Source organism: Staphylococcus sp. FSL K6-3157 (genome assembly GCF_038005145.1).
Classification (GTDB): Bacteria; Bacillota; Bacilli; order Staphylococcales; family Staphylococcaceae; genus Staphylococcus; species Staphylococcus equorum.
Genome location: NZ_JBBOSM010000001.1, coordinates 1,786,028 through 1,810,801, shown reverse-complemented (window position 1 = coordinate 1,810,801; position 24,774 = coordinate 1,786,028). Strand labels below are relative to the sequence as shown.

Sequence of the window (24,774 nt, the reverse complement as noted above, 5' to 3'; positions counted from 1 at the left end):
AAGGTTTTTATGCTAAAGGTATAATGTTAATAGTAAATTTATTTGCTAACGATGTTTCTTTTGTACTAATTTTTCTGCTTTTGAACGGTTAGCAAAATGCTTTTTAGTAATAGAGTCTAGATAGTCAATGCCTTTACGATCAATGATTTTAGCTGCTGCAAGGTCGACTTTATTGCTAGCTCCTTTAGGAATCTCTGTTTTAGCAGAACGCGAGAGACTATCCATATTTTTAACAAAGGCATAACGTGAAATAATACTGGCTGCCGCAATTGCTATAGATTTAGATTCACCTTTTGTTTCGAATTTTGTTTTAGTACTGAATGGTAAATCGGTTAGAGCATAGCGTTTATATACACCAGCCTCAGCAAATTGATCAATGACAATATAGTCTAATGCATCAGTATCTATCTTTTGTGTTACATTTTTGATTGCTTCGTTATGTAATACTGCTTTCATTTTAACTTGTGACCAGCCAGATTTTTGTTTTTCGTTATATTTTTCATTGTGCATAGTTAACAAAGAATGAGGGATAAAAGTTACAAGTTGTTCAGCTAATTCAACGATTTTTGCATCAGTCAATTTCTTAGAATCATCAACACCAAGCGTTTTTAATACTTGTACATTCTTTTTGGAAACATAAGCAGCACATACAGTAAGTGGACCAAAATAATCACCACTGCCTGCTTCATCACTACCAATACATTGATAATTGTTATATCGAATAGTCTTATTAGTGCTAGAAGTTTTTTTAACTGAATTCGTTTTAGATTGTGCAAGTTTAGCTGTATTAGGTAAGAGTTGAGATGCTATATTATCTGCATCTTTACCTTGAAACATGACTTTATTTGAATTGTAAATTGAAATTGAAGTGCTTTTATATTTGGTTTTGCCTTTCATTCCTTGAGAAACATTCGATGTATCAAATTGAATTTTAGACATTAATTGCTGGATTTCTTGATTTGTTAATTTAAGTACAACATTTGTCATGTTTTTTGGCCTCACTTTATATGGATTACTAATATTTATATTTCAACAATGAATATCATATCACAAGTATAAATAACCGAGCTACTAGTGAAAGCACCATCTATTAAAAGTTTATGTAGAGGCGTTTTCATTTACATTGTCAAAAATGTTATAAATAACAAATATTTCAAATATTACAAATCACACCTCTTACAAAATAATATTTTGTCGTGTATAATGGTTCGTAATAAATAGTATAAATTACTAAATTAAACACTTAAAAGAATCAATAAGAGAATGAATTCGGAAATATAAACAAAAGTCAGGAGTTATTATATGGGAGAGTTTAAAAATCGGATTAACGTCACTATAAATGATCAGCGTTATACAATTGTCGGAGAGGACAATCCTGAACATATCCGTTATGTAGCACATCTCGTCGATGAAAGGATTAAAGAACTGGGTAGTAAGAGTGCAGGTTTAGACACGACAAGAAAAGCAATATTAACAGCAGTAAACATTATGCATGAAAAAGTACAATTAGAAGAGGAAAATCATCGTCTGCAACAAGAAATAAAACAACTGAAAAACAGTGATGAATAATGATTTTTGATATATTAATTGTAATTGTTTTTATTTACATAGGAATGATTGGATTTAGAAGAGGTGTATGGTTTAGTGCATTACATCTAGGGGCTACGTTGTTTTCATTATGGGTAGCGCAACGATTTTATTTGCAAATATCTCAACGATTGGAATTATTTATACCTTTTCCTAAAACACAGGCTTACGATTTGAATTATGCTTTTCAATTTGATAACCTACAACAGCGATTCGACCACATTATTGCATTTTTAATCGTAGCGACAATTACCAAGATAATTTGTTATGGGGTTATTGTTGTCTTTGATAAGGTTATTCAATACCGAGGGCTCAATTTAATAAGTCGATTTATTGGTATGTTAATGGGAATAATATCTTCAATTATTATCTGCACAACATTATTGTATAGTGCAGCACTTTATCCATTAGAATTCATACAACAGCAACTTTCAAGCTCGATTATTGCAGAATATATGTTATTACATACACCTTATGTGTCGACGTTTGTATTAAACATATAGCTAGCATAATTTTCGTAAAATATATAGATTTTTAAAATACAGGAGGTCAGGGCATAACCAATTTACTGATGAACGCATAACAGTAATCTGTCTTGACCTTTTTTTATGGAGTGAAAGTAATGACAAAAAAAGATATTATTCAATTATTAGAAAAAATAGCTACTTATATGGAATTAAAAGGTGAAAACACATTTAAAGTTTCAGCTTATAGAAAAGCAGCTCAAAGTCTTGAAATAGATGAACGTCCACTTGATCAAATAGAGGATGTCACAGAGTTAAAAGGCATTGGTAAAGGTGTAGGAGACGTAATTAAAGAATATCAACAAGAAGGAAATTCTTCGACATTAGAGTCACTACAAAAAGAAGTACCAGAAGGGCTAATCCCTTTACTGAAAATACAAGGATTAGGTAGCAAGAAAATAGCGAAACTTTATAAAGAATTAAATATAGACGGTAAAGAAGCATTACAAAAAGCTTGTGAAGCTGGTGAAGTGAGTGAATTAAGCGGCTTTGCTAAAAAAACGGAACAAAATATCTTAGAGGCAGTTAAAGCGCTTGGTGCGAAAAAAGATAAATACCCTATTGATCAAATGCGAGGCTTAAACATTGAAATTAATGAACATTTATCCTCAATTGAAGGTATCGAACAATACGAAGTTGCTGGTAGTTATAGAAGATTTAAAGAAATGAGTAAAGATTTAGACTATATTATAAGTACAAATGAACCAACTAAAGTACAACAGGCATTACTTGATATACCTAATAAAGTTAAAGAAGTAGCTGTTGGACAAACAAAAGTATCATTAGAAGTAACTTATGATGATGAAACAATAGGTGTAGATTTCAGGTTAATCGAACCTTCAGCTTTCTATCACACACTACAGCATTTCACTGGTTCTAAAGATCATAATATTCGTATTCGTCAGTTAGCTAAAGAAAAAGATGAAAAAGTGAGTGAATATGGCATTGAACAAGCAAATGGCGAATTGCTACAATATCAAAGTGAAAAAGAAATTTATGATCATTTCGGTGTGAAATGGATTGACCCAGCAATGCGTGAAGATGGAAGCGAGTTTGATAAAGACCTGTCAGAAATTATAAAATTAGATGACATTAATGGTGATATTCATATGCATACGACGTATAGTGATGGTGCATTCAGTATAGAAGAGATGATAGAAGCAAACATTGCTAAAGGCCATCAATTCATGGTGATTACAGATCACTCTCAAAGCTTAAAAGTTGCCAATGGTTTGTCAGTTGAGCGCCTATTACGCCAAAATGAAGAGATCAAAGCCTTGAATAATAAATATGAAGAAATTGATATTTACTCAGGTATTGAAATGGACATACTTCCTGATGGCCGTTTAGACTATGACGATGAAGTATTGGCGCAATTAGATTATGTTATTGCAGCAATACATCAAAGTTTTAACCAATCGCAGGAAGACATTATGAAACGCTTAGAAAACGCGTGTCGCAATCCATATGTTAGACATATTGCACATCCAACTGGTCGTATTATTGGTAAACGCCCAGGTTATGAACCAGATATTGATAGATTATGTGAAATTGCCGAAGAGACAAACACGATTTTAGAAATTAATGCAAACCCTAAACGGTTAGATCTAAATGCCGAAACAGTTAAAAAACATCCGAATGTTAAATTAACTATTAATACGGATGCCCATCACGTAAATCATCTTGAATTCATGAAGTACGGTGTGGCGACTGCACAAAAAGGGTTTGTTAAAAAAGACAGAGTAATCAATACGATGTCACGAGAGGCGTTTAAATCGCTTATAGAAAATAACATTAAATTGAAGAAATAGAGGGATTATATGAGACAGAAATCATTAAATGTCCTGGAATTCGACAAAATAAAAGCACTTGTAGAGAATGAAACAATAAGTGATTTAGGTAAAGAAAAAGTTGTAGCGATGACTCCAGCAACTGATTTCAATACTGTCGAATTTCAAATGAATGAAACAGATGAAATAGCTCAAATCTATAATAAGCATCGCATGCCAAGTTTAAGTGGTTTAGCAAAAATATCTTCATTTATTCATAGAGCGACAATTGGTGGCGTGCTTAATGTTAGCGAATTAAATGTAATTAAACGCTTAATACAAATACAAAATCAATATAAAACATTTTATAATAGTTTGTTAAACGAAGAAGAAGAAATTAATTACCCAATTCTAAACGATAGAATGGAACAACTCCCTGTTTTATCAGACTTGTATCAAAATATACATCAAAAATGTGATGCTTATGATTTATTTGATGATGCTAGTTACGAATTACAAGGTATTAGAAGTAAGATTTCTAAAACAACGCAACGCATAAAACAAAATTTAGATAAAATTGTAAAGCATCAAGGCAACCAGAAAAAACTTTCTGATGCAATTGTGACAGTACGTAATGATCGTAATGTTATACCAGTAAAAGCTGAGTATCGTCAAGATTTTAACGGGATTGTCCATGATCAATCAGCTTCTGGTCAAACATTGTATATAGAACCTTCCTCAATTGTAGAAATGAGTAATCAAATTAGTAGTTTCCGTAACGATGAAGCGGTAGAGCGTGAACGTATATTGACTGAACTAACTGTACAGGTTGCTGAAGAAGCAGACGCTTGTTTGATTTCAGAATCTATTATGGGTCAAATTGATTTTTTAACAGCTAAAGCACGTTATGCAAGATCAATTAAAGGTACGAAACCAGAATTTACTACGGATAGAACTGTTTATCTACCAAAAGCATTTCATCCGTTGTTAGATAGAACCTCTGTTGTGGCGAACACGATTGAATTTGCTCAAGATATAGAAACTGTGATTATAACGGGACCAAATACGGGTGGTAAAACGGTAACGCTCAAGACACTGGGATTAATTATTGCTATGGCTCAATCAGGCATGCTAATTCCTACACTTGATGGCAGTAAATTAAGTATTTTTGAAAATGTGTATTGTGACATTGGTGACGAACAATCCATTGAGCAGTCTTTATCAACGTTTTCTTCTCATATGAAAAATATTGTAGAAATACTTCAAGACGCTACTAAAAATAGTTTGATTTTATTTGATGAATTAGGTGCAGGGACAGACCCAAGTGAAGGGGCTGCATTAGCAATGAGCATATTAGATCATGTACATGAAATTGGTTCACTTGTAATGGCTACGACACACTATCCTGAATTAAAAGCATATAGCTATAATAGGGAAGGCGTAATGAATGCGAGTGTAGAATTTGATGTTAATACATTAAGTCCGACTTATAAATTATTAATGGGTGTTCCTGGACGGTCAAACGCGTTTGATATTTCTAAAAAATTAGGACTTAATATGCAAGTGATTCAAAAAGCCAAATCAATGATTGGGCAAGATGAACAAGAAATTAATGAAATGATTGCCTCATTAGAACATAATTCTAAACGTGTTGACGAACAACGTATTGAATTAGATCAGCTAGTAAGAGAAGCACAAGAAGCGCGTGATGCACTTGCTAAACAGTATGCGCAATATCAAAATTATGAAAAACAACTTTTAAGTGAAGCGAAAGAAAAAGCGAATCAACGTGTGAAATCGGCTACGAGAGAAGCAGATGACATTCTTAAAGAGTTACGTGATCTTAGAGATAAAAAAGGTGCTGATGTTAAAGAGCATGAGTTAATTGATAAGAAGAAACAGCTTGAAGACCAGTACGAAGCTAAATCACTGAAACAAAATGTTCAAAAGCAAAAATGGGACGAGATTAAAGCTGGAGATGAAGTGAAAGTACTGACGTATGGCCAAAAAGGTGAAGTGTTAGAGCTAATAGGCGATAAAGAAGCGGTAGTACAGATGGGTATCATAAAAATGAAATTACCATTAGAAGATTTAGAGAAAACGAAGAAAACCAAAGAAACACCTGCCAAGATGATTAAACGAGAAAACCGACAAAGTATTAAAATGGAACTTGATTTACGTGGTTATCGATATGATGAAGCCATGGTAGCTGTTGATCAATATTTAGACCAAGCAGTGTTGAGTAATTATGAACAAGTTTATATTATTCATGGTAAAGGTACAGGTGCTTTGCAAAAAGGTGTGCAAAAACATTTAAAACGACATAAAAGTGTGTCATCATATAGAAACGGAATGCCAAGCGAAGGTGGGTTTGGCGTTACCGTGGCAGAATTAAAATAAGCGTGAGCAAGAAATATGCAGAATGCTATAAAGTCTGTTATAATTTCTTCATCATTTGAAATTTAAGGAGGATTGGCAGTTATGGCAATCGTAAAAGCAACAGATTCAAACTTTGATGAAAACATCAAATCAGGTGTAAATTTAGTAGATTTTTGGGCAACATGGTGTGGCCCTTGTAAGATGATTGCTCCAGTATTAGAAGAATTAGCTGGTGACTATGATGGCAAAGCTAATATTTTAAAACTTGATGTAGATGAAAATCCATCAACAGCTGCTAAATTTGAAGTTATGAGTATCCCAACTTTAATTGTATTTAAAGATGGCGAACCAGTAGATAAAGTAGTAGGTTTCCAACCTAAAGAAAACTTAGCAGAAGTAATCGAGAAACATTTATAGTAAATCACTAGCAAAGCTGGGACATTAATTTAATTAATGTCCCAGTTTTCAATTTATTAGCGTTTCAATAGATTGTTTAATACGTAGGTACTATTTATAATAGATTGTAGGTAATATTTAACAACTCAAACAATGAGATGTATATATGATTAAAAATTATTAACTGAAACATGATGTATATTTACTTTCATGTCGTTGTATTATAAAGATTTAAAGGAAATATGAAGTGAAAGGAGGAGACATAAACGTGGAGACGTATCAAGAACAAATCAAACAGAAACTCACAGTTGTACCAACTGAACCAGGTTGTTATTTGATGAAAGATCGTAATGATCAAATTATTTATGTCGGTAAAGCGAAGAAATTAAGAAACAGATTAAGGTCTTATTTTACTGGAGCTCACGATGCAAAGACAACACGTTTAGTTGGAGAGATTCGAAATTTTGAATTTATTGTCACGTCTAGTGAGACAGAATCACTGTTATTGGAGCTTAACCTTATCAAACAATATCAACCAAGATATAATATTTTATTAAAAGACGATAAAAGTTATCCATTTATTAAAATTACTAAAGAAAAATATCCGCGGTTAATTGTTACAAGAACAGTTAAAAAGGGTACCGGCAAGTATTTTGGCCCTTATCCTAATGCCTATTCTGCGCAAGAGACAAAAAAATTACTTGATCGTATTTATCCATTTAGAAAATGTGATAAAATGCCTGACAAATTGTGTTTATATTATCATATTGGTCAATGCCTCGGTCCATGTGTCTATCCAGTTGAATTAGAAAAGTATGCAGAAATGACCAAAGAGGTTTCAGATTTCTTAAATGGTGAAGATAAAACGATTTTGCATAATTTAGAACAAAATATGAAAGATGCGAGTGAAACGTTAGATTTTGAAAGAGCAAAAGAGTATAGAGATTTAATTCAGCATATTCATAATTTAACTAAAAAACAAAAAATCACAACATCAGACTATACAATAAGAGATGTTTTTGGTTATAGCGTATCTAAAGGTTGGATGTGTATTCAAGTATTTTTCGTTCGTCAAGGTAATATGATTAAACGTGATGCAACGATGATACCAATACAACAAACAGAAGAAGAAGAATTCTATACTTTTATCGGTCAATTTTATGATTTGAATCAACACTTGTTACCTAAAGAAGTGCACATTCCGCAACATTTAGATAAAGCAATGGTTGGTTCAGTCGTAGATACGAAAATTGTCCAACCTATGAAAGGGAAAAAGAAAGAATTGGTAGATTTAGCGAATCATAATGCTGAAGTAACGCTTGAAAATAAATTCGAATTAATCGCAAAAGACGAGTCCCGAACAGTTAAAGCAATTGAAGAGCTTGGTGACCGTATGGGCATTCAAACACCAATTAGAATTGAAGCGTTTGATAATTCTAATATACAAGGTGTCAATCCAGTTTCCGCTATGGTGTCGTTTATTGATGGTAAACCAAATAAAAAAGGATATCGAAAATATAAAATTAAAACAGTAGATGGGCCAGATGATTATAAATCAATGCGTGAAGTGGTACGTAGACGCTATACGCGTGTCCTAAATGAAGGCGCACCATTGCCAGATTTAATTATTGTAGATGGTGGTAAAGGGCATATGAGTGGTGTGATAGATGTGCTTGAGAATGAATTAGGATTAGATATCCCTGTTTCTGGCCTTCGTAAAAATGATAAGCATCAAACGTCAGAGATATTATATGGAGAAAGTGCTGAAATCGTTCCGCTCAAAAAAAACAGCCAAGCATTTTATCTGTTACAAAGGATACAAGATGAAGTGCATAGATTTGCTATTACTTTTCATAGACAAACACGCCAAAAAACAGGTTTGCAATCAGTATTAGATACAGTAGATGGTATTGGTGCCAAGCGTAAAACGAAATTGTTGCGAACGTTTGGTTCAATTAAAAAAATGAAAGAAGCAAGTATTGATGATTTGAAAGCATCAGGCTTACCACAAAATGTAGCCCAAAATTTACATCAAGCCTTATATGATAAAAAATAAAATGTTTATGGCATGAGAATCATTCTCATGCCCAAATTGTTTTTAATTAGTGTTACAATAGCAAATAAGAGGAATTCTTTTTTTAAAAGTATGTGGAAGCGTTTTCTAATTGAGAAAAATTATCATTTGAAATCAAACCTTTTAAACATTGAGTAATATTCAATTAAGGATTCGCTTAAATGTTTAGAATCATACGGCATAATATTATATTGCAACAAACATATAATATTATAATTTAGTGTTGTACGTTTGTTTTTGAAAGAAATTATGTAATCGCTTTATATATTTCTAAGAAAGAATTTCAAAAAAAATCAACTGTTTCACAGGGGGGAACTTCCTTTTGGCATACTCGAAAAATCAATTCTATTTAAGACGTTTACATTCTTTACTTGGTGTCATACCTATAGGTGGATTTTTAATATTCCATTTACTCGTAAACCACCAAGCGACGAAAGGTGCAGAAGCATTTAACCAAGCGGCTGGATTCATTGAATCCTTACCTTTCTTAATTGTATTGGAATTTGTATTGATTTACATTCCGATTCTGTATCACGCAGTTTATGGTGTACATATTGCCTTTACGGCAAAAGAGAACGTAGGGCATTACTCAGCTTTTAGAAACTGGATGTTCCTACTACAACGTATAACAGGTGTTATCACTTTTGTGTTTGTTGCTATTCATGTATGGCAAACACGTATTCAACGTGCGTTAGGCCATGAAGTTAACTTCGACATGGTGCATGACATTGTAACTAACCCATTTTGGTTGGTTTTCTATATTGTCTGTTTATTAGCTGTTACATTCCACTTTGCGAATGGTTTATGGTCATTCTTAGTAACATGGGGTGTATTACAATCACAAAAATCGCAACAAATTTTCACATGGGTTTCATTAGTGGTATTTATCGTAGTTTCATACATTGGTATAAGTGCTATTCTTGCGTTTTTATAAGATAAAAAATAAGTTTTAGATTTATATTTAGGGGAGTGACAATTTATGGCAGAGAAGAAAGTTATTGTTGTCGGTGGAGGACTTGCCGGTCTAATGTCAACAATTAAAGCAGCAGAACAAGGAGCACATGTCGACTTGTTCTCACTTGTTCCTGTTAAACGTTCACACTCTGTGTGCGCACAAGGTGGAATCAACGGAGCAGTAAATACAAAAGGTGAAGGCGACTCGCCTGCAGTTCACTTAGACGATACAATATATGGTGGAGATTTCTTAGCAAACCAACCACCAGTTCAAGCAATGACAGATGCAGCACCTAAGATCATTCATTTACTAGACCGTATGGGTGTAATGTTCAATAGAACGAATGAAGGTTTATTAGACTTCAGACGTTTTGGTGGAACAATGCATCACAGAACAGCATACGCTGGTGCAACAACTGGTCAACAGCTACTATACGCTTTAGACGAACAAGTTCGTAGTTTTGAAGTAGATGGTTTAGTTACTAAATACGAAGGCTGGGAATTCTTAGGTATAGTTAAAGATGATGACAACATGGCAAGAGGTATCGTTGCTCAAAACGTGACGACATCTGGTATTGAATCATTTGGTTCTGATGCAGTTATCATGGCTACAGGCGGTCCAGGTATTATCTTTGGTAAGACAACGAACTCAATGATTAACACAGGTTCAGCAGCATCAATTGTTTATCAACAAGGTGCAATGTATGCAAATGGTGAATTTATTCAAATCCATCCAACAGCAATTCCTGGTGATGATAAACTTAGATTAATGAGTGAATCTGCGCGTGGTGAAGGTGGACGTATTTGGACTTATAAAGATGGTAAACCTTGGTACTTCTTAGAAGAGAAATACCCAGACTACGGTAACCTTGTACCACGTGACGTTGCTACCCGTGAAATCTTTGACGTCTGCGTAAACCAAAAATTAGGTATCAACGGTGAAAACATGGTTTACCTTGATTTATCACATAAAGATCCACATGAATTAGATGTAAAATTAGGTGGTATCATTGAGATTTATGAGAAATTCACAGGTGATGATCCTCGTAAAGTACCAATGAAAATCTTCCCTGCAGTGCATTACTCAATGGGCGGGCTATATGTAGATTACGATCAAATGACAAATATCAAAGGCTTGTTCGCAGCTGGAGAATGTGATTATTCACAACATGGTGGTAACCGTTTAGGTGCCAACTCACTATTGTCAGCAATTTATGGTGGTACAGTTGCAGGTCCAAATGCTATTGAATATATTTCTAACATTGAAACTTCTTACGCTGACTTAGATGATAGTATCTTTGAAAAACGTGTAAAAGAAGAACAAGAGAAATTTGATAAATTACTCAATATGCAAGGTTCAGAAAATGCGTACAAATTGCATAGAGAGCTCGGAGAAGTTATGACAGCTAACGTAACCGTTGTTCGTGAAAATAAAACTTTATTAGAAACTGATAAAAAGATTTTAGAATTAATGGAGCGTTATAACAATATTGATATTGAAGATACTCAAACTTGGAGTAACCAAGCAGTATTCTTCACTCGTCAATTATGGAACATGCTTGTACTTGCCCGTGTAATTACAATCGGTGCATACAACCGAAATGAATCTCGTGGTGCACATTACAAACCAGAATTCCCTGATAGAAATGATGAAGAATGGTTAAAAACTACTTTAGCAACATATCAAGGAAAAACAGAAGCGCCTAAATTCACTTACGAAGATGTTGATATAAGCTTAATTCCACCTCGTAAACGAGACTACTCTACGACGTCTAAAGGAGGTAAATAATTATGGCAGATACAAAAGAAGTAAATGAAACGGCAGCGCAAGAAGAACAAAACCAACAACCAAGCCAAAAATCAATCAAATTAATTATTAAACGTCAAGATACAGAAGAATCAAAACCTTATGAGGAAGAGTTTGAAATTCCTTATAGAGAAAACTTAAACGTTATAGCATGTTTAATGGAAATCAGACGTAACCCAATTAACAGTAAAGGTGAAAAAACAACACCTGTAATCTGGGATATGAACTGTTTAGAAGAAGTATGTGGTGCTTGTTCAATGGTGATTAACGGACAAGCAAGACAATCATGTTCTGCAATTGTTGATCAATTAGAACAACCAATTAAATTAGAACCAATGAGTACTTTCCCAGTGATTCGTGACTTACAAGTTGACCGTACTAGAATGTTCGATAACTTGAAACGTATGAAAGCTTGGGTTCCAATTGATGGTACTTACGATTTAGGTCCTGGACCTCGTATGCCTGAGAAAAAACGTCAAACAGCTTATGAATTATCAAAATGTATGACATGTGGTGTATGTTTAGAAGTTTGTCCTAACGTTACAAGTAGTAATGATTTCGTTGGTGCACAAGCAATCTCACAAGTTAGATTATTTAATTTACACCCAACAGGCTCAATGACAAAAGATGAACGTCTTGAAGCCTTAATGGGTGGCGGTGGACTACAAGCATGTGGTAACTCTCAAAACTGTGTCAATGCATGTCCTAAAGGTATTCCTTTAACAACATCGATTGCAGCATTAAATAGAGAAACATCATTCCACATGTTTAAATCATTCTTTGGTTCAGATCACCAAGTCAATTAATAGCGTATAATATAAACAAAAGACTTAACATCTATTTAAAACAGATGTTAAGTCTTTTTATTTTGAAAATCTTAAGATTTTAAAGGAACATGAGATATGGCTAGAGTCTTTTATCGCTCCTTTATATTGTTTTACTAGGTGTCATAATTTGCTAATTGGTATAATTATATATGTATAGCAAAAAATAATATTGTATTTCAGTCTTGATAAATGATTTTGAAAACAAGGCTGTGCTACAATAAAGGACAAGCAAATGAATAAGGATGTAATTGAATATGGAGAAACCAATTGGTGTAATAGACTCGGGTGTCGGTGGGTTAACAGTAGCAAAAGAAATCATGCGCCAACTACCTCACGAAACAATTTATTATTTGGGTGATATTAAACGTTGCCCTTATGGCCCGAGAGAAGGCGCAGAAGTTAGGAAATTCACAACAGAATTAGCTGAAAAGCTGATGGAATTTGATATAAAAATGCTTGTTATTGCTTGTAATACTGCGACGGCAGTTGCTTTAAAATATTTACAAAAATTATTAGCTATACCAGTCATTGGTGTCATTGAGCCTGGTGCGAGAACAGCAATTATGACAACGAAAAATAATGATGTTTTAATCTTGGGTACAGAAGGTACAATTAAATCTGAGGCTTATAGATATCACATTAAAAACATTAATCCTAATGTAGAAGTTTCTGGTATCGCATGTCCTGGCTTTGTTCCTTTAGTTGAAGAAATGCGTTATAAAGATCCTACAATAACTAGTATTATCGTGCATCAAACATTGAAACATTGGAGAAATAGTAATGCAGATACTGTTATATTAGGTTGTACGCATTATCCTTTACTTTATCAGCCAATAAACGATTATTTTGGTGGCGAAAAAGTGGTGATTTCTTCTGGTTTAGAGACAGCACGTGAAGTAAGCGCATTATTAACGTTTAGTAATGAACATGCTGCTTATACAGCTCACCCAGAACATAGATTTTTTGCTACGGGTGAAACAGAGCATATCGAACGTATAATAGAAGAATGGTTAAATATGAAAACGAAAGTAGAAAAAATAGAAGTATAGAAAGAGGGAACATAATAGTGGAGGATATTGTAATTGCATCAAATAATAAAGGTAAGATAAATGATTTTAAAGTTATTTTTCCAGATTTTAATGTCATTAGCATTTCTGAAATTATTGAAGATTTTGATGTGGAAGAAACTGGTAATACTTTTGAAGCCAATGCAAAATTAAAATCAGAAGCAGCGGCAAAAGCATTAAACAAACGTGTGATTGCAGACGATAGTGGACTCGAAGTATTTGCTTTAAATGGAGAGCCAGGTGTTTACTCAGCTCGATATGCTGGCACGGCTAAAGATGATGATGCTAATATTGAAAAAGTCCTTTCCAAATTAGGTGGGTCAACAAATCGTAGTGCGCAGTTCGTATGTGTAATTAGCATGAGTGCGCCTAATGAAGAAACAGTTCAATTTAAAGGCACAGTCCAAGGAGAAATTACATTAAATAAAATCGGTGAAAATGGGTTTGGTTACGATCCGATATTTTATATAGATGACAAAAATAAAACAATGGCTCAACTCACTGTTGAAGAAAAAAGCGAAATAAGTCATAGGGGTAGAGCAATAGAGAAATTACAACATTATTTAGAAGGTGATGCTTAAATGACAAAATGGATTATAGTCAGTGATAATCACACTGAACAAGGCGTGCTTTTTGATGTTATCAATCATCATGAAGATGCAGATGTTGCATTGCATTTAGGTGATTCTGAATTTGCTTATGATGATAGTGAACTCAGTCATTTTCATAGAGTAAAAGGAAATACAGATTTTTCTCCAGAATTTCCAAATGAAGAAAAAATAGAAAATAATGGCATTCATGCTTTCTCCACGCATGGTCATTTATATAGTGTTAATCGTACAAGAATGAAATTAGCTGAAAAAGCTACAGCGTTAGGTTGTGAATTTGCTTTTTATGGTCATACACACGTGGCAAAATATGAAAATATTGGTGGCGTTCATGTTATTAATCCTGGTAGTGTTTCACAATCACGAAGCCGAGTTGAAGAAACTTATGCAGAATTATTGATCAATGAAGAAGACCAAAGCGCAAAATTAAATTTTCGTAATCGAAATCACGATATAATTGATAGTGAAACATTTAGTATATAATATGATTAGTGCATATTCGAGTCATTATGGATATGCGCTTCTATATATTATTAAAATGGATAAATAATTAATATGGCAGTTTCAGCGGTTGTTTTAAATTAAATTTCAAAAATAGTATGAAAATAAGATAAAAGGTTTATTATAGTGAAAAATCATATTTATTTTTAATGCTCGGAGTATTGCTTTATTAGGCTAAGTTAGATATAATTATTCTTGTGTTCAAAAAGATTATGTCCTGGTAGCTCAGTTGGATAGAGCAATGGCCTTCTAAGCCATCGGTCGGGGGTTCGAATCCCTCCCAGGACACTAAAGCAGTAAAACTACATACCTTTTAAAACTAAGAACCCCGTAACGATGGGGTTCTTTTTATTTTGTTTACTATACGATACAATAGAAAACAATTTTTTATAGCACCGGCATGGCACCGAAAATACATTTTACATTGCTGATAAAATTTCAATCGCTTTTTTATTTTCTTCAAGATATTTTTCTTCTAATAAATGGGAATATATTTCAGTAGTAACAGTGATGTTTTTATGACCAAGTCTTTTGGAAATATAATAGATGGATATATCGTTTGCGAGGAGATAAGAGCAATGCGTATGTCTTAATGCATGTGAAGTGATCTGTTTAATACCATGTAAGTTACAGGACTGTTTTAATTGCTTGTTAACAGCGTTAATAGTAAGTGTAGTCACAAAAGGACACTAAGAGAATCAATTACATATTATTCAAAAAAGAACCCGGTTGCGACGGGGTTCTTTTTTTGAATCTTATACTTATCAGCTTGAAATATTTTGATTATAACGTAGTGAAAAAAGGTCATTAAAAGTAATGGTCAGGAGATTAAAAATTATAGTAAAATAAGAGCGAGCAAGTTGGATAGATGGTGGCTAATCTCATTATAAATGGGGTGATGCCTATGAAATATGGTTTGACTCCTAGAAAGGAGTAACATTGGCCTAGTATTAGTTAGTAAAAATGACCATAAAAAATAACCATCTCTAGCTTTGGCGAGTTGTAGATGGTTACTAAATAACTATCAAAGCCACCGTCTTTTTAACGGGCTCACTAGGGCGATACACTTATGGTGTGTTGCCCTTTTTCTATCTATAAATTAACACAACACATAAATATTATCAATTGATTAAGTCGGCATATTCATGTCGGCTTTTTATTTTAAGGAGGAAAAAGTATGAATGTAAAAGTAACAGTAATCGTAAGAGTATTAAGTTTAATTTTGGTGTTAGTGAACCAGTGGTTGTCAAATAAAGGAGTGAGTCCTATTCCAGTGGATGAGTCAACACTAATGACTATCGCAGTCGCATTAATCACGATGTGGGAAGATAACCCATTTACAGATGCAGCTAAGTGTTCTTTTTTTGAATCTTATACTTATCAGCTTGAAATATTTTGATTATAACGTAGTGAAAAAAGGTCATTAAAAGTAATGGTCATGAGATTAAAAATTATAGTAAAATAAGAGCGAGCAAGTTGGATAGATGGTGGCTAATCTCAGTATAAAGTGAGGTGGTGCTTATGAAAGTGCCGTTAAAATCTTTAGAAAGGAGATGCCTTGTGTGGTTTCAATTGTAGAAGTGCTTCACTTAATGTTAGGTTTCGGTACGTTCATCGTTACCTTGTTAGGTTTAGTTATTACAATTGTCAAATTAAACCATAAAAAATAACCTTCTATTCGCTTTGGCTGGCAGTAGAAGGTTATACTATAACTAGATACAGAGGCCACCGTCTTTTAACGGGCTCACTTGGGCGACACTTATGGTGTGTTGCCCTTTTTCTATCTATAAATTATCACAATATAAAAATATAATCAAATTCTATAGGTCGACAAAAGTAATAGTATGTAGAAAAAATATAGTGAAATAAGAGCGAGCAAGTTGGATAGATGGTGGCTAATCTCAGTATAAAGTGAAGTGGTGCTTATGAAAGTACCGTCAACAACTTTAGAAAGGAGACGCCTTGTGTGGTTTCAATTGTAGAAGCGCTTCACTTAATGTTAGGTTTCGGTACGTTCATCGTTACCTTGTTAGGTTTAGTTATTACAATTGTTAAATTAAACCATAAAAAATAACCGTCTCTAACTTTGGCCAGTTCCGAGATGGTTGGTTTTAAAATCAGCTAATTAAAGAATGGTCACCGTCTTTTTAACAGGCTCAGTTGGGCGATACACATATGGTGTGTTGCCCTTTTTCTATCTATAAATTATCACAATATAAATATATTATCTAATTTTTATAAGTCGTCTCATTGTATTGGCTATTTATTATATAACTAAATAAATCTAAAACATTTGTGTATATGGTATATTAAATATACGGATAATACAATATAATTAAAAAGTTAAGAAAAAAATATTTTACATAGTTTTTTTTAAAATGAAATGGGGCGATGTAAATAAAGAGAGAATCATTTTACACATATGTTTTACCTGGAATCATTCTGATTATTATAGTGTCTATAATAATATTCATACCAAAAGTTAAATGGTATGAAGGAACTGAAAAAAAACCGTTAATAATTGCCCATAGAGGTGCTAGTGGTTATGAACCTGAACATAGTTTCCCAGCGTATGATAAAGCAATTCATGAAATGAATATTGACTATTTGGAATTGGACTTACAAATAACTAAGGACGATAATTTAGTGGTTATGCATGATGAATCAATAGATAGGACTACAAATGGCAAAGGTAAGGTGGAAGACTATACAATTGAAAAACTAAAAAAAATGAAGTTAAAAGATAAGAAAGAGCGAAGTTTGGAGATTCCAACTTTTGATGAGGTTTTAGATCAATATGGTAACAATGTTAAATACTATATTGAGTTAAAAAATGCTAAAGATAATCCTAATATGGCACATATTACGGTAGAAAAATTAAAGAATAAAAGGTTATTTAATTCTAAATACATAGTTATACAATCCTTCGATGATAGAGCTTTAAAAACAATTAAAAATGAGGATGAAAACATACCATTGGTTAAATTAATTTATGATAATGAATTAAACAAATTAGACGATAATATGTTAGAAAGTATAAGCAGTTATAGTTATGCAGTTGGAATTTCGCATAAAAAAATAGATCGTGAACTAATAGGAAGTATTGAAAATAATGCTATGCAAGTACACGCATTTACTGTGAACAATGAGAATGACTATAGATTTTTGAAACAAATAGGAGTGAAAGGATTTTTTACAAATTATGGAGATGATATTGTAAAGTAATAAATAATAATAGACGCTTTAATATGAGAGAAAGATATATTCCAATTATAATTTTCACTAAATTTAATACTTGAATGATTAGTATTTTAAAATAATCCATTTAAAGTGTTGTGTATTACCATTTTATGTTATTTTGAGGTAGTAGTTTTTAAAATATTAATGAATACATAACAAACGATTTTTATGCATATTTAAAAAATTAATGAATTATAAAAATAAGTAGGGATTATTTATATTATATAATGAATACTAAATAATCTAAAAGGGGAATTAGGAATTGGAAAAATTGCTGTCTATCATTGTACCAGTGTATAACAAGGAATTATTTCTTAATGAATGTATAGAATCAATTGGGGCATTAAATATTGATGAAAATAAAATTGAAGCGATATTTATAGACGATTGTTCTAGCGATAACTCATTAAAAATAATTGAAGGATATAAAAATAAATACAGTTTTTTAAAACTCATTAAATTAGAAGAAAACACGGGTAGTCCTGCTGAACCTAGAAACGTGGGTATTAAAAATGCGAATGGGAAATACATAACTTTTCTTGATGCCGATGATTGGTTAGATTCAATTGGTTTGCCGATGTTGTTAAACCAAGCTGAAGAGAACAATGCCGATGTTGCGTTTGGACATAGTATTAAACATACGGATAAAGCGATTAGCAAATTAGGAAGATTCACTTCGTATAAAGTTGCAAATGATTTAGTGCCATATGAAATTAATAAGATATTTAGAGCAGTTGGGCCACCAGGGAAAATTATTAAAAGAGATATCATTGTTGAGAATAAAATAGAGTTCAAGCATATGAAATTTGGTGAAGATAAATTGTTCTTTATCAATGCTATTTCTAAATGTAAAACAGCTTCTATGAATTCAACGCCTGTTTATCATGTGAATAGATATTCGTATAATCAATCACTTGTAGGTGAAACAAATATTATAGAAAAAACACATTTTAATTTATTGGTACTACAAGAAGTGTTGAAATTGGATATACCTAAGTCTGCAAAATTTCAATCATTGAGTCGACTTGTAGAGGTAGATTTCATTTCTAGATTATTTAATAATAGCAGATTTCTAAAAAGTGAAAATAAAGCCGTATTCTATAATCTATTTCAACAAATGATAGACACTTTAAATGAGCATGATAAAAATGTTGAAGATTATATCATTGGGGATAAATATAAAAACATTTATCAAATGCTTATAAATAAAGAATATGATAAACTTTTTGACTTTATCGGCATGCTATTAAAAGGTGGAAAGGCAGATAGATATGTGAAAGATAATCAAATTCACTTTTTAATGCCGGAAACTATAAAAGATTATTTACCAATGAAAGAAGAGTTATTTGCTGTTTATGAAGGCTCGCATCTTATTGGTAATGAATTAAGAGAAGTTATAAGAGTTTATAAAGCCCCAGAGACTACAATTGATCAAGTGTTACTTACTAAAATTAATTATGAGCTCAATGCAATCGAAGTTGAATTCTCTGAAGATGAGCATCGATTATACGTAAAAACTGAGGATTTAAGTAAGTGCGACTTTGACTTTAATATTAATTTAATTCACGATAAATATAAGAAGTATACGATTAACATGAATTTACCTAATGCAACGCAGACGCTCAAACTTAATAGACAAAATTTCAAGTCTGAATTTATTGTGAATGAAAAAAAATCTAGAAAGACAGAAGCGCCTAATAAATATTTCACTTATAATCCAATAACGATTGGCATAGCGAAAAAGGTCAATTTATATAAAGATGTGGAGTTTGAAGAGCGCGCAGATGCTAATGTTGAAATAGGTGAGATAATAGAAATTAAAAACATTGGCTATACTAAAAAGAATACGCCAAGACTCATCACAGTTGATGGATTAGTACTAACAGCTAATCAAAAGTTTATTTATCGTGTTGCTACTAGTAACTCTAATCGATATATTTATGAGAAACCTGAAACAGTGATTATTACAAAAGAATGTAAGGAATATCAAAATAGGGACTTTAGCGGTGAAGCTTTGAAAGAGCTTAAGGTAAATGAAAAAGTAACTATTCAGAAAGTAGTAGCTTCTTCAAAGGGTACGCCACGACTTAAAACAATGCATGGCACATTTATTACCGCAAATAGAAATTTTGTTAAAGAGGTTTAATTAAAAAAGAACTGTGACTTTATAGATATTGCAAGGAGATTCCAATTTTGGAGTCTCCTTTTTAATTTTTAACTTTATCGATGAAAATTACTTTGAAATTCGTTGCGTAAGATACTCATATATAAGTCTGTTTCATAATTTCCATTTATATAAGAACCTTCACGATCGCTACCCTCAATTATAAAACCTGCATTTTTATAAGACTTTATAGCTCTATAATTATATGATAGGACTCTTAAGTAAACTTTATTCACTTCTAAGTGATTAAAGGCATATTCTAAAATTTGATGCGTTACTTGAGTGCCAATTCCTTTATTCCAAAAATTCGGGTTAAATATGCCTATTGCAAATTTTGCTTTATTATTTATTTTATCTAAAGATAAACGAGCTTGTCCTATAAATAAAGCGTCATAGTCAATTACCCATTCATATGGGTTATTAATAATCCTCGAAATTAGTAATTTAGCACCAGATTTTTGCTTTTCTGTTTCTACATTCATATCAGAGCCATACATTCTCAAAAGTTCTTCATTAAATGGGACTGAGAGATAATCTTCAATATCACTTGTTTGAGCATCCCTAAGATGTATATGTTTATTAATTTTAAGCACTGCTTTCATAATATTCCTCCCAATCTATTAAGATAGTCTGTTGAATTTATTTATATAAGCATACTACAAAGTAATTCTACTTATACATTAATTTTTAAAGTTTCTGATAAAATTAATGGTTTTCTAACATGGAATTAATAATACATTAATGTTATAAAGTGTAATTTAATTGTACAAAATACAATTGAGGATTCATAACTGTTTTAAACTGGCAATTAAATAACAGATAAAGCAATTTTATGATTAAGTAAGGAATATTAAACAATATAACTAAGGATTATCTTATATTATATATAACAAGCGATACACAAACTAAATATTTTTATTAAGTATCGTTTTCAACATGATTTTCAGTCAGAGAAATCTTATTTTATAAGGAGTGTTTATAATGGAAGGTTTATTTGAAGCAATTAAAAATACAGTACAAGCTGGTATTGCAGGAGATGGCATCAAAATTGGAAGTGGCGTTTTAGACATCATTTCTAATGGAGCAGCATTAATTTCTCAAGCATTAGGATTTTAATCTAAGTAGATTTCAAAAAAATAATACTTTAAAGGAGATAATCGATATGTCAGATTTATTTAACGCAATAAAAGAAACGGTACAAGCTGGTATTGCAGGAGACGGAGCTAAATTAGGGACAAGAATTGTAGATATCGTATCAAGCAGTGTAGGTCTATTAGGACAATTATTCGGATTCTAGTAAAAATAAATTATAAAACTTATAAACAGAGGAGAGATTTTTTATGACTAAATTAACAGAAGCTATTGCAAATACTATACAAGCAGCACAATCAGGTAATGGTGTGGAATTAGGGACAAGCATTGTAGATATAGTATCAAGCGGCGCTGGATTATTAGGACAATTGTTTGGATTCTAATTATTAAAATAGAAAGCAGTGGTCAGGGTAACAACCTTGGCCATTTTTTTGTGTGTTCAAAATGTGTATACTGTTATTGTGTGAACATAAACAATAAGTGCATCTAATTATAATAATGAATATGTATAAAAAGAGGAGAAATAAAAATGAATTCTAAAAGCCTGCTCATAGATTTTGATGATACAATTGTAGATTTTCATGATGCAGAATCACATGCATTTTTCAAAATGACAGAAAGATATAAATTAATCGCTAATCATGACGATTTAAAAACATTTATGAAAGTGAATCAAGCGCATTGGGAAGCTTTTCAAATTAATAAATTAACGAAAGAAGAAGTTTTAAGCAAACGATTTGAAGTATATTTTGATTTACATGAAATGACTGTGGATGGTAAAGAAGCGGATCACATATTTAGAGATGAATTAGCGAAAGCACCAATAAAATTCTTTCCTGACACAGTTGAAACATTAAAGTATTTAAAACAAAATCATGATTTATATATTGTGACGAATGGTGTGTTAGAAACGCAAGAGCGCCGTATTGAGAAGGCGCAGTTTGGTCAATTATTTAAAGGTGTTTTTGTTTCAGAACAAACAGGTTACCAAAAACCGATGCCTGAATTTTTTGATTATGTATTTAAGGAAATCGGTGAAGACAAACGAGATAATGCCATAATTGTCGGAGATTCTATGACGTCAGATATATTAGGCGGCAAAAATGCCCAAATTGACACGTGTTGGTTTAATCCTAGAAATAAAATAAATGAAACTGATATCAAACCAGATTTTACAATAACATCACTCAATGAACTATTAATTTATATGGAATAAAAGAGAGAAAGAATACGAAATCAAATTGTATTTCAGATTTCTGCCCATACTCGGCTGACTAAAGAGGATTTCAAGAGTTGGAATGGTCGTATAAAAACTACGCGTATACATTAATGTATACGCGTAGTTTTTTAAAGTTGAAAACAAATATATTGAGTGTCGGACTGCTGATGAAAATAAATAACTAAGACATATGTTTATCTTTCGTACTCTTGTTTATGGTGTCCAAACTAGAACATCATGTCCATCCTTGTTTACTGCATTTACGTCTTTGAATCCTTGTTTAATAAAGAATGCTTTAGATTGATTACGAGCGATTACTTTAATAGGAAGTCCTTGTTTTTTCGCGAAATCTAATAACTCTTTACCGTAACCGCGATTTTGAAAGTCGTTTAATACTTCTAATTTCCACAAAACGTTGTAATCGTCGAAATCAGGGAAGTAGACTTCTTCAACATCCCCTTTACGATACAATGCCATTCTTGCACCTAATCTATCACCAATTTGAATACCATAAAAAGGTGAATCTGAACTCGCATCTATCATTTCTCCACGTAATTCATCAACCATATACAAGTCTTTGTTGCCGAAGTTTCTAAAATCTTCGAATAATTCGTCTGTTTTATAATTTATATCGAGACGTTTCACGTTACTCATAGCGTCTTCCCCCTTTGTACTATTATATTTTATTATACCTTATTTCTAATGATATTTCACAAAAATGACGACACGAAACATACTATTAAAGTGGTCTGTATACGATACTTATTTCAAATACATAAACACACTTTTTTTAAATTTTTCAAAAATCGTTTATTATAGTATATACATTGAATTAAAGAAGTAAAAAATACAGGTTATTTTAAGCCGTTAAATTGTCAATATAGTACATAAACTTTATACTGATTAGGAATAGAGTAACATAAGGAGAATTACGAATGGATTGTATGACTACGAAACTTAACGAAAAAGATCAATTTATTTCAAAAATTAAACAAAGTGATTCAACACTAGCTCAGTTCTATCATTTAGATGCAATGGATGAGAAGAACTATAAACACAGACTTCTTAGTGAAAATAATGGAAGAGAAGTTGCATTAGCAAAAGTGATTGAAAACTATATGAGTGATTTATCTTTGACTGAAGAACAAGAAAGTAATATTAAATTATTAAGTAATGGCGCAAAAGTAATTGTTGGTGGACAACAAGCAGGTTTATTTGGTGGACCTTTGTATACATTCCATAAAATATTTTCTATTATTACGCTAAGCCAAAAACTATCTAAAGATTATAATAAACATATTGTACCTGTGTTTTGGATTGCAGGGGAAGACCATGATTTTGACGAAGTAAATCATACTTATGCATACAATAATCAAGATGCTAAGTTACATAAAATCAAATATCATACAATGGAGCCACCTGAAGCAAGCGTCTCACATTATAATCCTGATAAAGCTCAACTCAAAGAAACTTTGAATCAATTTTTCCAACAACTGAATGAAACTGAATATTCACGACCTTTAATTGAAATGTGCCGTAATATTATTGATGCACATGATAGTTGGTCCGATATGTTTAAAGCATTGCTACATGAAGTGTTTAAAACATATGGTTTATTAATGATAGATGCTAATGATCCTGAACTACGTCAGTTAGAGCAACCATTGATTAGAAAGATTGTGGAAAATCATCTTGATGTTGATGCAGCCTTTAGGAAAACACAAGCACAAACAACAACTAGTGGTTTAGAGCAAATGATTCAAACAGATACAAATGTGCACTTGTTTTTACACGAAGACAATATGAGACAATTACTAACATTCAAAGAGGGACAATTCTATTTGAATAAATCAGATAAGACAATGACGCTCAAAGAGGTTTTAAGTATAGTAGATTCTGAACCAGAAAGATTTTCAAATAATGTGGTAACAAGGCCTGTAATGGAAGAATGGTTATTTAATACTGTTGCTTTTATTGGCGGACCAAGTGAAATAAAGTATTGGACTGAATTGAGTGATGTGTTTAGAACGTTGGATGTTTCAATGCCAATCGTCCTACCACGCTTGCGAATTACTTATATTAATCACAGAATTGAAAAATTATTAGCACAATATCAACTGGATAAAAACCAAATTATCGAAAATGGAATTGAAGATGTAAAACAAAAATTTGTTAGAGCACAAGCATCTCAAGCATTTATTGATCAAATCGAATCAATGAAAGCACAACAAGAAACACTATATCAATCGTTAAAATCAGAAGTAAAAGGCAACAACGATAATACATTGTTATTAGAAAAAAACAATTCAATTCATCAAAAGCAATACGATTATTTGATAAATAGATATTTATTAAATATAGAACGAGAAAATGAAATTAGTATGAAACATTTCAAAGAATTAATTGGCACACTTCATCCAATGGAAGGATTGCAAGAACGAATATGGAACCCTTTACAAATTATGAATGATTTTGGGATGAATGTGTTCAATCCCTCCACTTATCCACCACTTTCTTACACTTTTGATCATATTATAATAAAACCTTAGAGGCAGTAAGGGTGCAC

At 32.1% G+C, this 24,774-nt stretch carries 25 protein-coding genes, 1 tRNA gene and 1 pseudogene; 23 read left to right on the top strand and 4 right to left on the bottom strand.

What is annotated here, in order from left to right; translation table 11 throughout:
* Positions 1-45: 45 nt before the first annotated feature.
* Positions 46-987 carry a ribonuclease HIII gene (gene rnhC / locus MHB47_RS08670; protein WP_340756193.1) on the bottom strand — a complete coding sequence of 314 codons (942 nt, stop codon included), beginning with the start codon at positions 985-987 and terminating at the stop codon, positions 46-48.
* A 315-nt stretch (positions 988-1,302) separates the two neighbouring features.
* Here rnhC and zapA point away from each other — a divergent pair, with 315 nt between their 5' ends.
* The 13 genes from zapA (at position 1,303) to MHB47_RS08605 (ending at position 14,781) form a co-directional block, all read left to right on the top strand.
* Positions 1,303-1,569, top strand: a complete 267-nt coding sequence (gene zapA, locus MHB47_RS08665) for a cell division protein ZapA (RefSeq protein ID WP_002507965.1) — start codon at positions 1,303-1,305, stop codon at positions 1,567-1,569.
* Positions 1,569-2,090 carry a CvpA family protein gene (locus MHB47_RS08660; RefSeq protein WP_002512279.1) on the top strand — a complete coding sequence of 174 codons (522 nt, stop codon included), beginning with the start codon at positions 1,569-1,571 and terminating at the stop codon, positions 2,088-2,090. Before zapA ends, MHB47_RS08660 begins: the two co-directional genes overlap by 1 nt.
* Positions 2,091-2,209: 119 nt before the next feature.
* Complete coding sequence (gene polX / locus MHB47_RS08655; RefSeq protein WP_340756191.1) at positions 2,210-3,922, top strand: DNA polymerase/3'-5' exonuclease PolX; 1,713 nt, start codon at positions 2,210-2,212, stop codon at positions 3,920-3,922.
* Between the two features lie 9 nt (positions 3,923-3,931).
* On the top strand, positions 3,932-6,280 hold the full coding sequence (locus MHB47_RS08650; RefSeq protein WP_056935474.1) for an endonuclease MutS2: 2,349 nt from the start codon (positions 3,932-3,934) through the stop codon (positions 6,278-6,280).
* Positions 6,281-6,361: 81 nt separating this feature from the next.
* Positions 6,362-6,676, top strand: coding sequence for a thioredoxin (trxA, locus tag MHB47_RS08645; protein WP_002507961.1), 315 nt, complete (start codon positions 6,362-6,364; stop codon positions 6,674-6,676).
* 247 nt (positions 6,677-6,923) lie between these two features.
* On the top strand, positions 6,924-8,711 hold the full coding sequence (gene uvrC, locus MHB47_RS08640; protein WP_340756188.1) for an excinuclease ABC subunit UvrC: 1,788 nt from the start codon (positions 6,924-6,926) through the stop codon (positions 8,709-8,711).
* A 340-nt stretch (positions 8,712-9,051) separates the two neighbouring features.
* Positions 9,052-9,663 carry a succinate dehydrogenase cytochrome b558 subunit gene (locus MHB47_RS08635; protein ID WP_002507959.1) on the top strand — a complete coding sequence of 204 codons (612 nt, stop codon included), beginning with the start codon at positions 9,052-9,054 and terminating at the stop codon, positions 9,661-9,663.
* A 45-nt stretch (positions 9,664-9,708) separates the two neighbouring features.
* Positions 9,709-11,472, top strand: coding sequence for a succinate dehydrogenase flavoprotein subunit (gene sdhA / locus MHB47_RS08630; RefSeq protein ID WP_002507958.1), 1,764 nt, complete (start codon positions 9,709-9,711; stop codon positions 11,470-11,472).
* Positions 11,473-11,474: 2 nt separating this feature from the next.
* Complete coding sequence (gene sdhB, locus MHB47_RS08625; RefSeq protein WP_002507957.1) at positions 11,475-12,296, top strand: succinate dehydrogenase iron-sulfur subunit; 822 nt, start codon at positions 11,475-11,477, stop codon at positions 12,294-12,296.
* Positions 12,297-12,571: 275 nt separating this feature from the next.
* Positions 12,572-13,366 (top strand): glutamate racemase, encoded by a 795-nt coding sequence (racE, locus tag MHB47_RS08620; RefSeq protein ID WP_340756185.1) that lies wholly within the window; start codon positions 12,572-12,574, stop codon positions 13,364-13,366.
* A gap of 17 nt (positions 13,367-13,383) precedes the next feature.
* Positions 13,384-13,965 carry an XTP/dITP diphosphatase gene (locus MHB47_RS08615; protein WP_107510662.1) on the top strand — a complete coding sequence of 194 codons (582 nt, stop codon included), beginning with the start codon at positions 13,384-13,386 and terminating at the stop codon, positions 13,963-13,965.
* On the top strand, positions 13,966-14,475 hold the full coding sequence (locus tag MHB47_RS08610) for a metallophosphoesterase (RefSeq protein ID WP_340756182.1): 510 nt from the start codon (positions 13,966-13,968) through the stop codon (positions 14,473-14,475).
* A gap of 232 nt (positions 14,476-14,707) precedes the next feature.
* A tRNA-Arg gene (locus tag MHB47_RS08605) sits at positions 14,708-14,781 on the top strand.
* Positions 14,782-14,912: 131 nt separating this feature from the next.
* Here MHB47_RS08605 and MHB47_RS08600 read toward each other — a convergent pair.
* Positions 14,913-15,164, bottom strand: a pseudogene (locus MHB47_RS08600) (tyrosine-type recombinase/integrase); the annotation flags it as partial.
* A 506-nt stretch (positions 15,165-15,670) separates the two neighbouring features.
* Here MHB47_RS08600 and MHB47_RS08595 point away from each other — a divergent pair.
* The 5 genes from MHB47_RS08595 to MHB47_RS08575 all read left to right on the top strand — a co-directional run bounded on the left by MHB47_RS08595 (position 15,671) and on the right by MHB47_RS08575 (position 19,879).
* The gene (locus MHB47_RS08595; RefSeq protein ID WP_340756180.1) at positions 15,671-15,892 is read left to right on the top strand and encodes a phage holin; all 222 of its coding nucleotides are present in this window, start codon (positions 15,671-15,673) and stop codon (positions 15,890-15,892) included.
* A 163-nt stretch (positions 15,893-16,055) separates the two neighbouring features.
* A complete protein-coding gene (locus tag MHB47_RS08590; protein ID WP_021338680.1) occupies positions 16,056-16,163 on the top strand; it encodes a putative holin-like toxin in 108 nt (35 codons plus the stop codon).
* Between the two features lie 296 nt (positions 16,164-16,459).
* Complete coding sequence (locus MHB47_RS08585; protein ID WP_081330575.1) at positions 16,460-16,567, top strand: putative holin-like toxin; 108 nt, start codon at positions 16,460-16,462, stop codon at positions 16,565-16,567.
* 380 nt (positions 16,568-16,947) lie between these two features.
* Positions 16,948-17,718, top strand: a complete 771-nt coding sequence (locus MHB47_RS08580) for a glycerophosphodiester phosphodiesterase (RefSeq protein ID WP_340756177.1) — start codon at positions 16,948-16,950, stop codon at positions 17,716-17,718.
* Between the two features lie 277 nt (positions 17,719-17,995).
* Complete coding sequence (locus MHB47_RS08575) at positions 17,996-19,879, top strand: glycosyltransferase family 2 protein (protein WP_340756176.1); 1,884 nt, start codon at positions 17,996-17,998, stop codon at positions 19,877-19,879.
* Between the two features lie 74 nt (positions 19,880-19,953).
* Here MHB47_RS08575 and MHB47_RS08570 read toward each other — a convergent pair whose 3' ends face one another.
* Positions 19,954-20,499 carry a GNAT family N-acetyltransferase gene (locus MHB47_RS08570; protein ID WP_340756174.1) on the bottom strand — a complete coding sequence of 182 codons (546 nt, stop codon included), beginning with the start codon at positions 20,497-20,499 and terminating at the stop codon, positions 19,954-19,956.
* Between the two features lie 379 nt (positions 20,500-20,878).
* Here MHB47_RS08570 and MHB47_RS08565 point away from each other — a divergent pair, with 379 nt between their 5' ends.
* From MHB47_RS08565 to MHB47_RS08550, 4 genes are all read left to right on the top strand, one after another.
* Entirely contained in the window at positions 20,879-21,013 is a 135-nt protein-coding gene (locus tag MHB47_RS08565) for a beta-class phenol-soluble modulin (protein WP_002507947.1), read from the top strand.
* Positions 21,014-21,059: 46 nt separating this feature from the next.
* Positions 21,060-21,194, top strand: coding sequence for a beta-class phenol-soluble modulin (locus MHB47_RS08560; RefSeq protein ID WP_340756172.1), 135 nt, complete (start codon positions 21,060-21,062; stop codon positions 21,192-21,194).
* A 43-nt stretch (positions 21,195-21,237) separates the two neighbouring features.
* A complete protein-coding gene (locus tag MHB47_RS08555; protein WP_340756171.1) occupies positions 21,238-21,372 on the top strand; it encodes a beta-class phenol-soluble modulin in 135 nt (44 codons plus the stop codon).
* 146 nt (positions 21,373-21,518) lie between these two features.
* A complete protein-coding gene (locus tag MHB47_RS08550) occupies positions 21,519-22,205 on the top strand; it encodes a YjjG family noncanonical pyrimidine nucleotidase (RefSeq protein WP_002507944.1) in 687 nt (228 codons plus the stop codon).
* A 216-nt stretch (positions 22,206-22,421) separates the two neighbouring features.
* Here the strand turns inward: MHB47_RS08550 and MHB47_RS08545 are convergent, their stop codons facing one another.
* Positions 22,422-22,862: an N-acetyltransferase gene (locus MHB47_RS08545; RefSeq protein WP_021338686.1), complete on the bottom strand. Its 441-nt coding sequence runs from the start codon at positions 22,860-22,862 to the stop codon at positions 22,422-22,424.
* Between the two features lie 281 nt (positions 22,863-23,143).
* Here MHB47_RS08545 and bshC point away from each other — a divergent pair, with 281 nt between their 5' ends.
* Positions 23,144-24,757 carry a bacillithiol biosynthesis cysteine-adding enzyme BshC gene (bshC, locus tag MHB47_RS08540; RefSeq protein WP_340756169.1) on the top strand — a complete coding sequence of 538 codons (1,614 nt, stop codon included), beginning with the start codon at positions 23,144-23,146 and terminating at the stop codon, positions 24,755-24,757.
* The last annotated feature ends 17 nt before the right edge of the window (positions 24,758-24,774 follow it).

What these genes read in the sequence shown, in the direction of transcription:
- sdhA (WP_002507958.1), top strand. Translation starts at nt 9,709, where the DNA reads ATGGCAGAGAAGAAAGTTATTGTTGTCGGTGGAGGACTTGCCGGTCTA.
- bshC (WP_340756169.1), top strand. Translation starts at nt 23,144, where the DNA reads ATGGATTGTATGACTACGAAACTTAACGAAAAAGATCAATTTATTTCA.
- sdhB (WP_002507957.1), top strand. Translation starts at nt 11,475, where the DNA reads ATGGCAGATACAAAAGAAGTAAATGAAACGGCAGCGCAAGAAGAACAA.
- MHB47_RS08660 (WP_002512279.1), top strand. Translation starts at nt 1,569, where the DNA reads ATGATTTTTGATATATTAATTGTAATTGTTTTTATTTACATAGGAATG.
- trxA (WP_002507961.1), top strand. Translation starts at nt 6,362, where the DNA reads ATGGCAATCGTAAAAGCAACAGATTCAAACTTTGATGAAAACATCAAA.
- MHB47_RS08550 (WP_002507944.1), top strand. Translation starts at nt 21,519, where the DNA reads ATGAATTCTAAAAGCCTGCTCATAGATTTTGATGATACAATTGTAGAT.
- MHB47_RS08560 (WP_340756172.1), top strand. Translation starts at nt 21,060, where the DNA reads ATGTCAGATTTATTTAACGCAATAAAAGAAACGGTACAAGCTGGTATT.
- racE (WP_340756185.1), top strand. Translation starts at nt 12,572, where the DNA reads ATGGAGAAACCAATTGGTGTAATAGACTCGGGTGTCGGTGGGTTAACA.
- polX (WP_340756191.1), top strand. Translation starts at nt 2,210, where the DNA reads ATGACAAAAAAAGATATTATTCAATTATTAGAAAAAATAGCTACTTAT.
- zapA (WP_002507965.1), top strand. Translation starts at nt 1,303, where the DNA reads ATGGGAGAGTTTAAAAATCGGATTAACGTCACTATAAATGATCAGCGT.
- MHB47_RS08565 (WP_002507947.1), top strand. Translation starts at nt 20,879, where the DNA reads ATGGAAGGTTTATTTGAAGCAATTAAAAATACAGTACAAGCTGGTATT.
- MHB47_RS08570 (WP_340756174.1), bottom strand. Translation starts at nt 20,499, where the DNA reads ATGAAAGCAGTGCTTAAAATTAATAAACATATACATCTTAGGGATGCT.
- MHB47_RS08545 (WP_021338686.1), bottom strand. Translation starts at nt 22,862, where the DNA reads ATGAGTAACGTGAAACGTCTCGATATAAATTATAAAACAGACGAATTA.
- MHB47_RS08555 (WP_340756171.1), top strand. Translation starts at nt 21,238, where the DNA reads ATGACTAAATTAACAGAAGCTATTGCAAATACTATACAAGCAGCACAA.
- MHB47_RS08610 (WP_340756182.1), top strand. Translation starts at nt 13,966, where the DNA reads ATGACAAAATGGATTATAGTCAGTGATAATCACACTGAACAAGGCGTG.
- MHB47_RS08595 (WP_340756180.1), top strand. Translation starts at nt 15,671, where the DNA reads ATGAATGTAAAAGTAACAGTAATCGTAAGAGTATTAAGTTTAATTTTG.
- rnhC (WP_340756193.1), bottom strand. Translation starts at nt 987, where the DNA reads ATGACAAATGTTGTACTTAAATTAACAAATCAAGAAATCCAGCAATTA.
- MHB47_RS08650 (WP_056935474.1), top strand. Translation starts at nt 3,932, where the DNA reads ATGAGACAGAAATCATTAAATGTCCTGGAATTCGACAAAATAAAAGCA.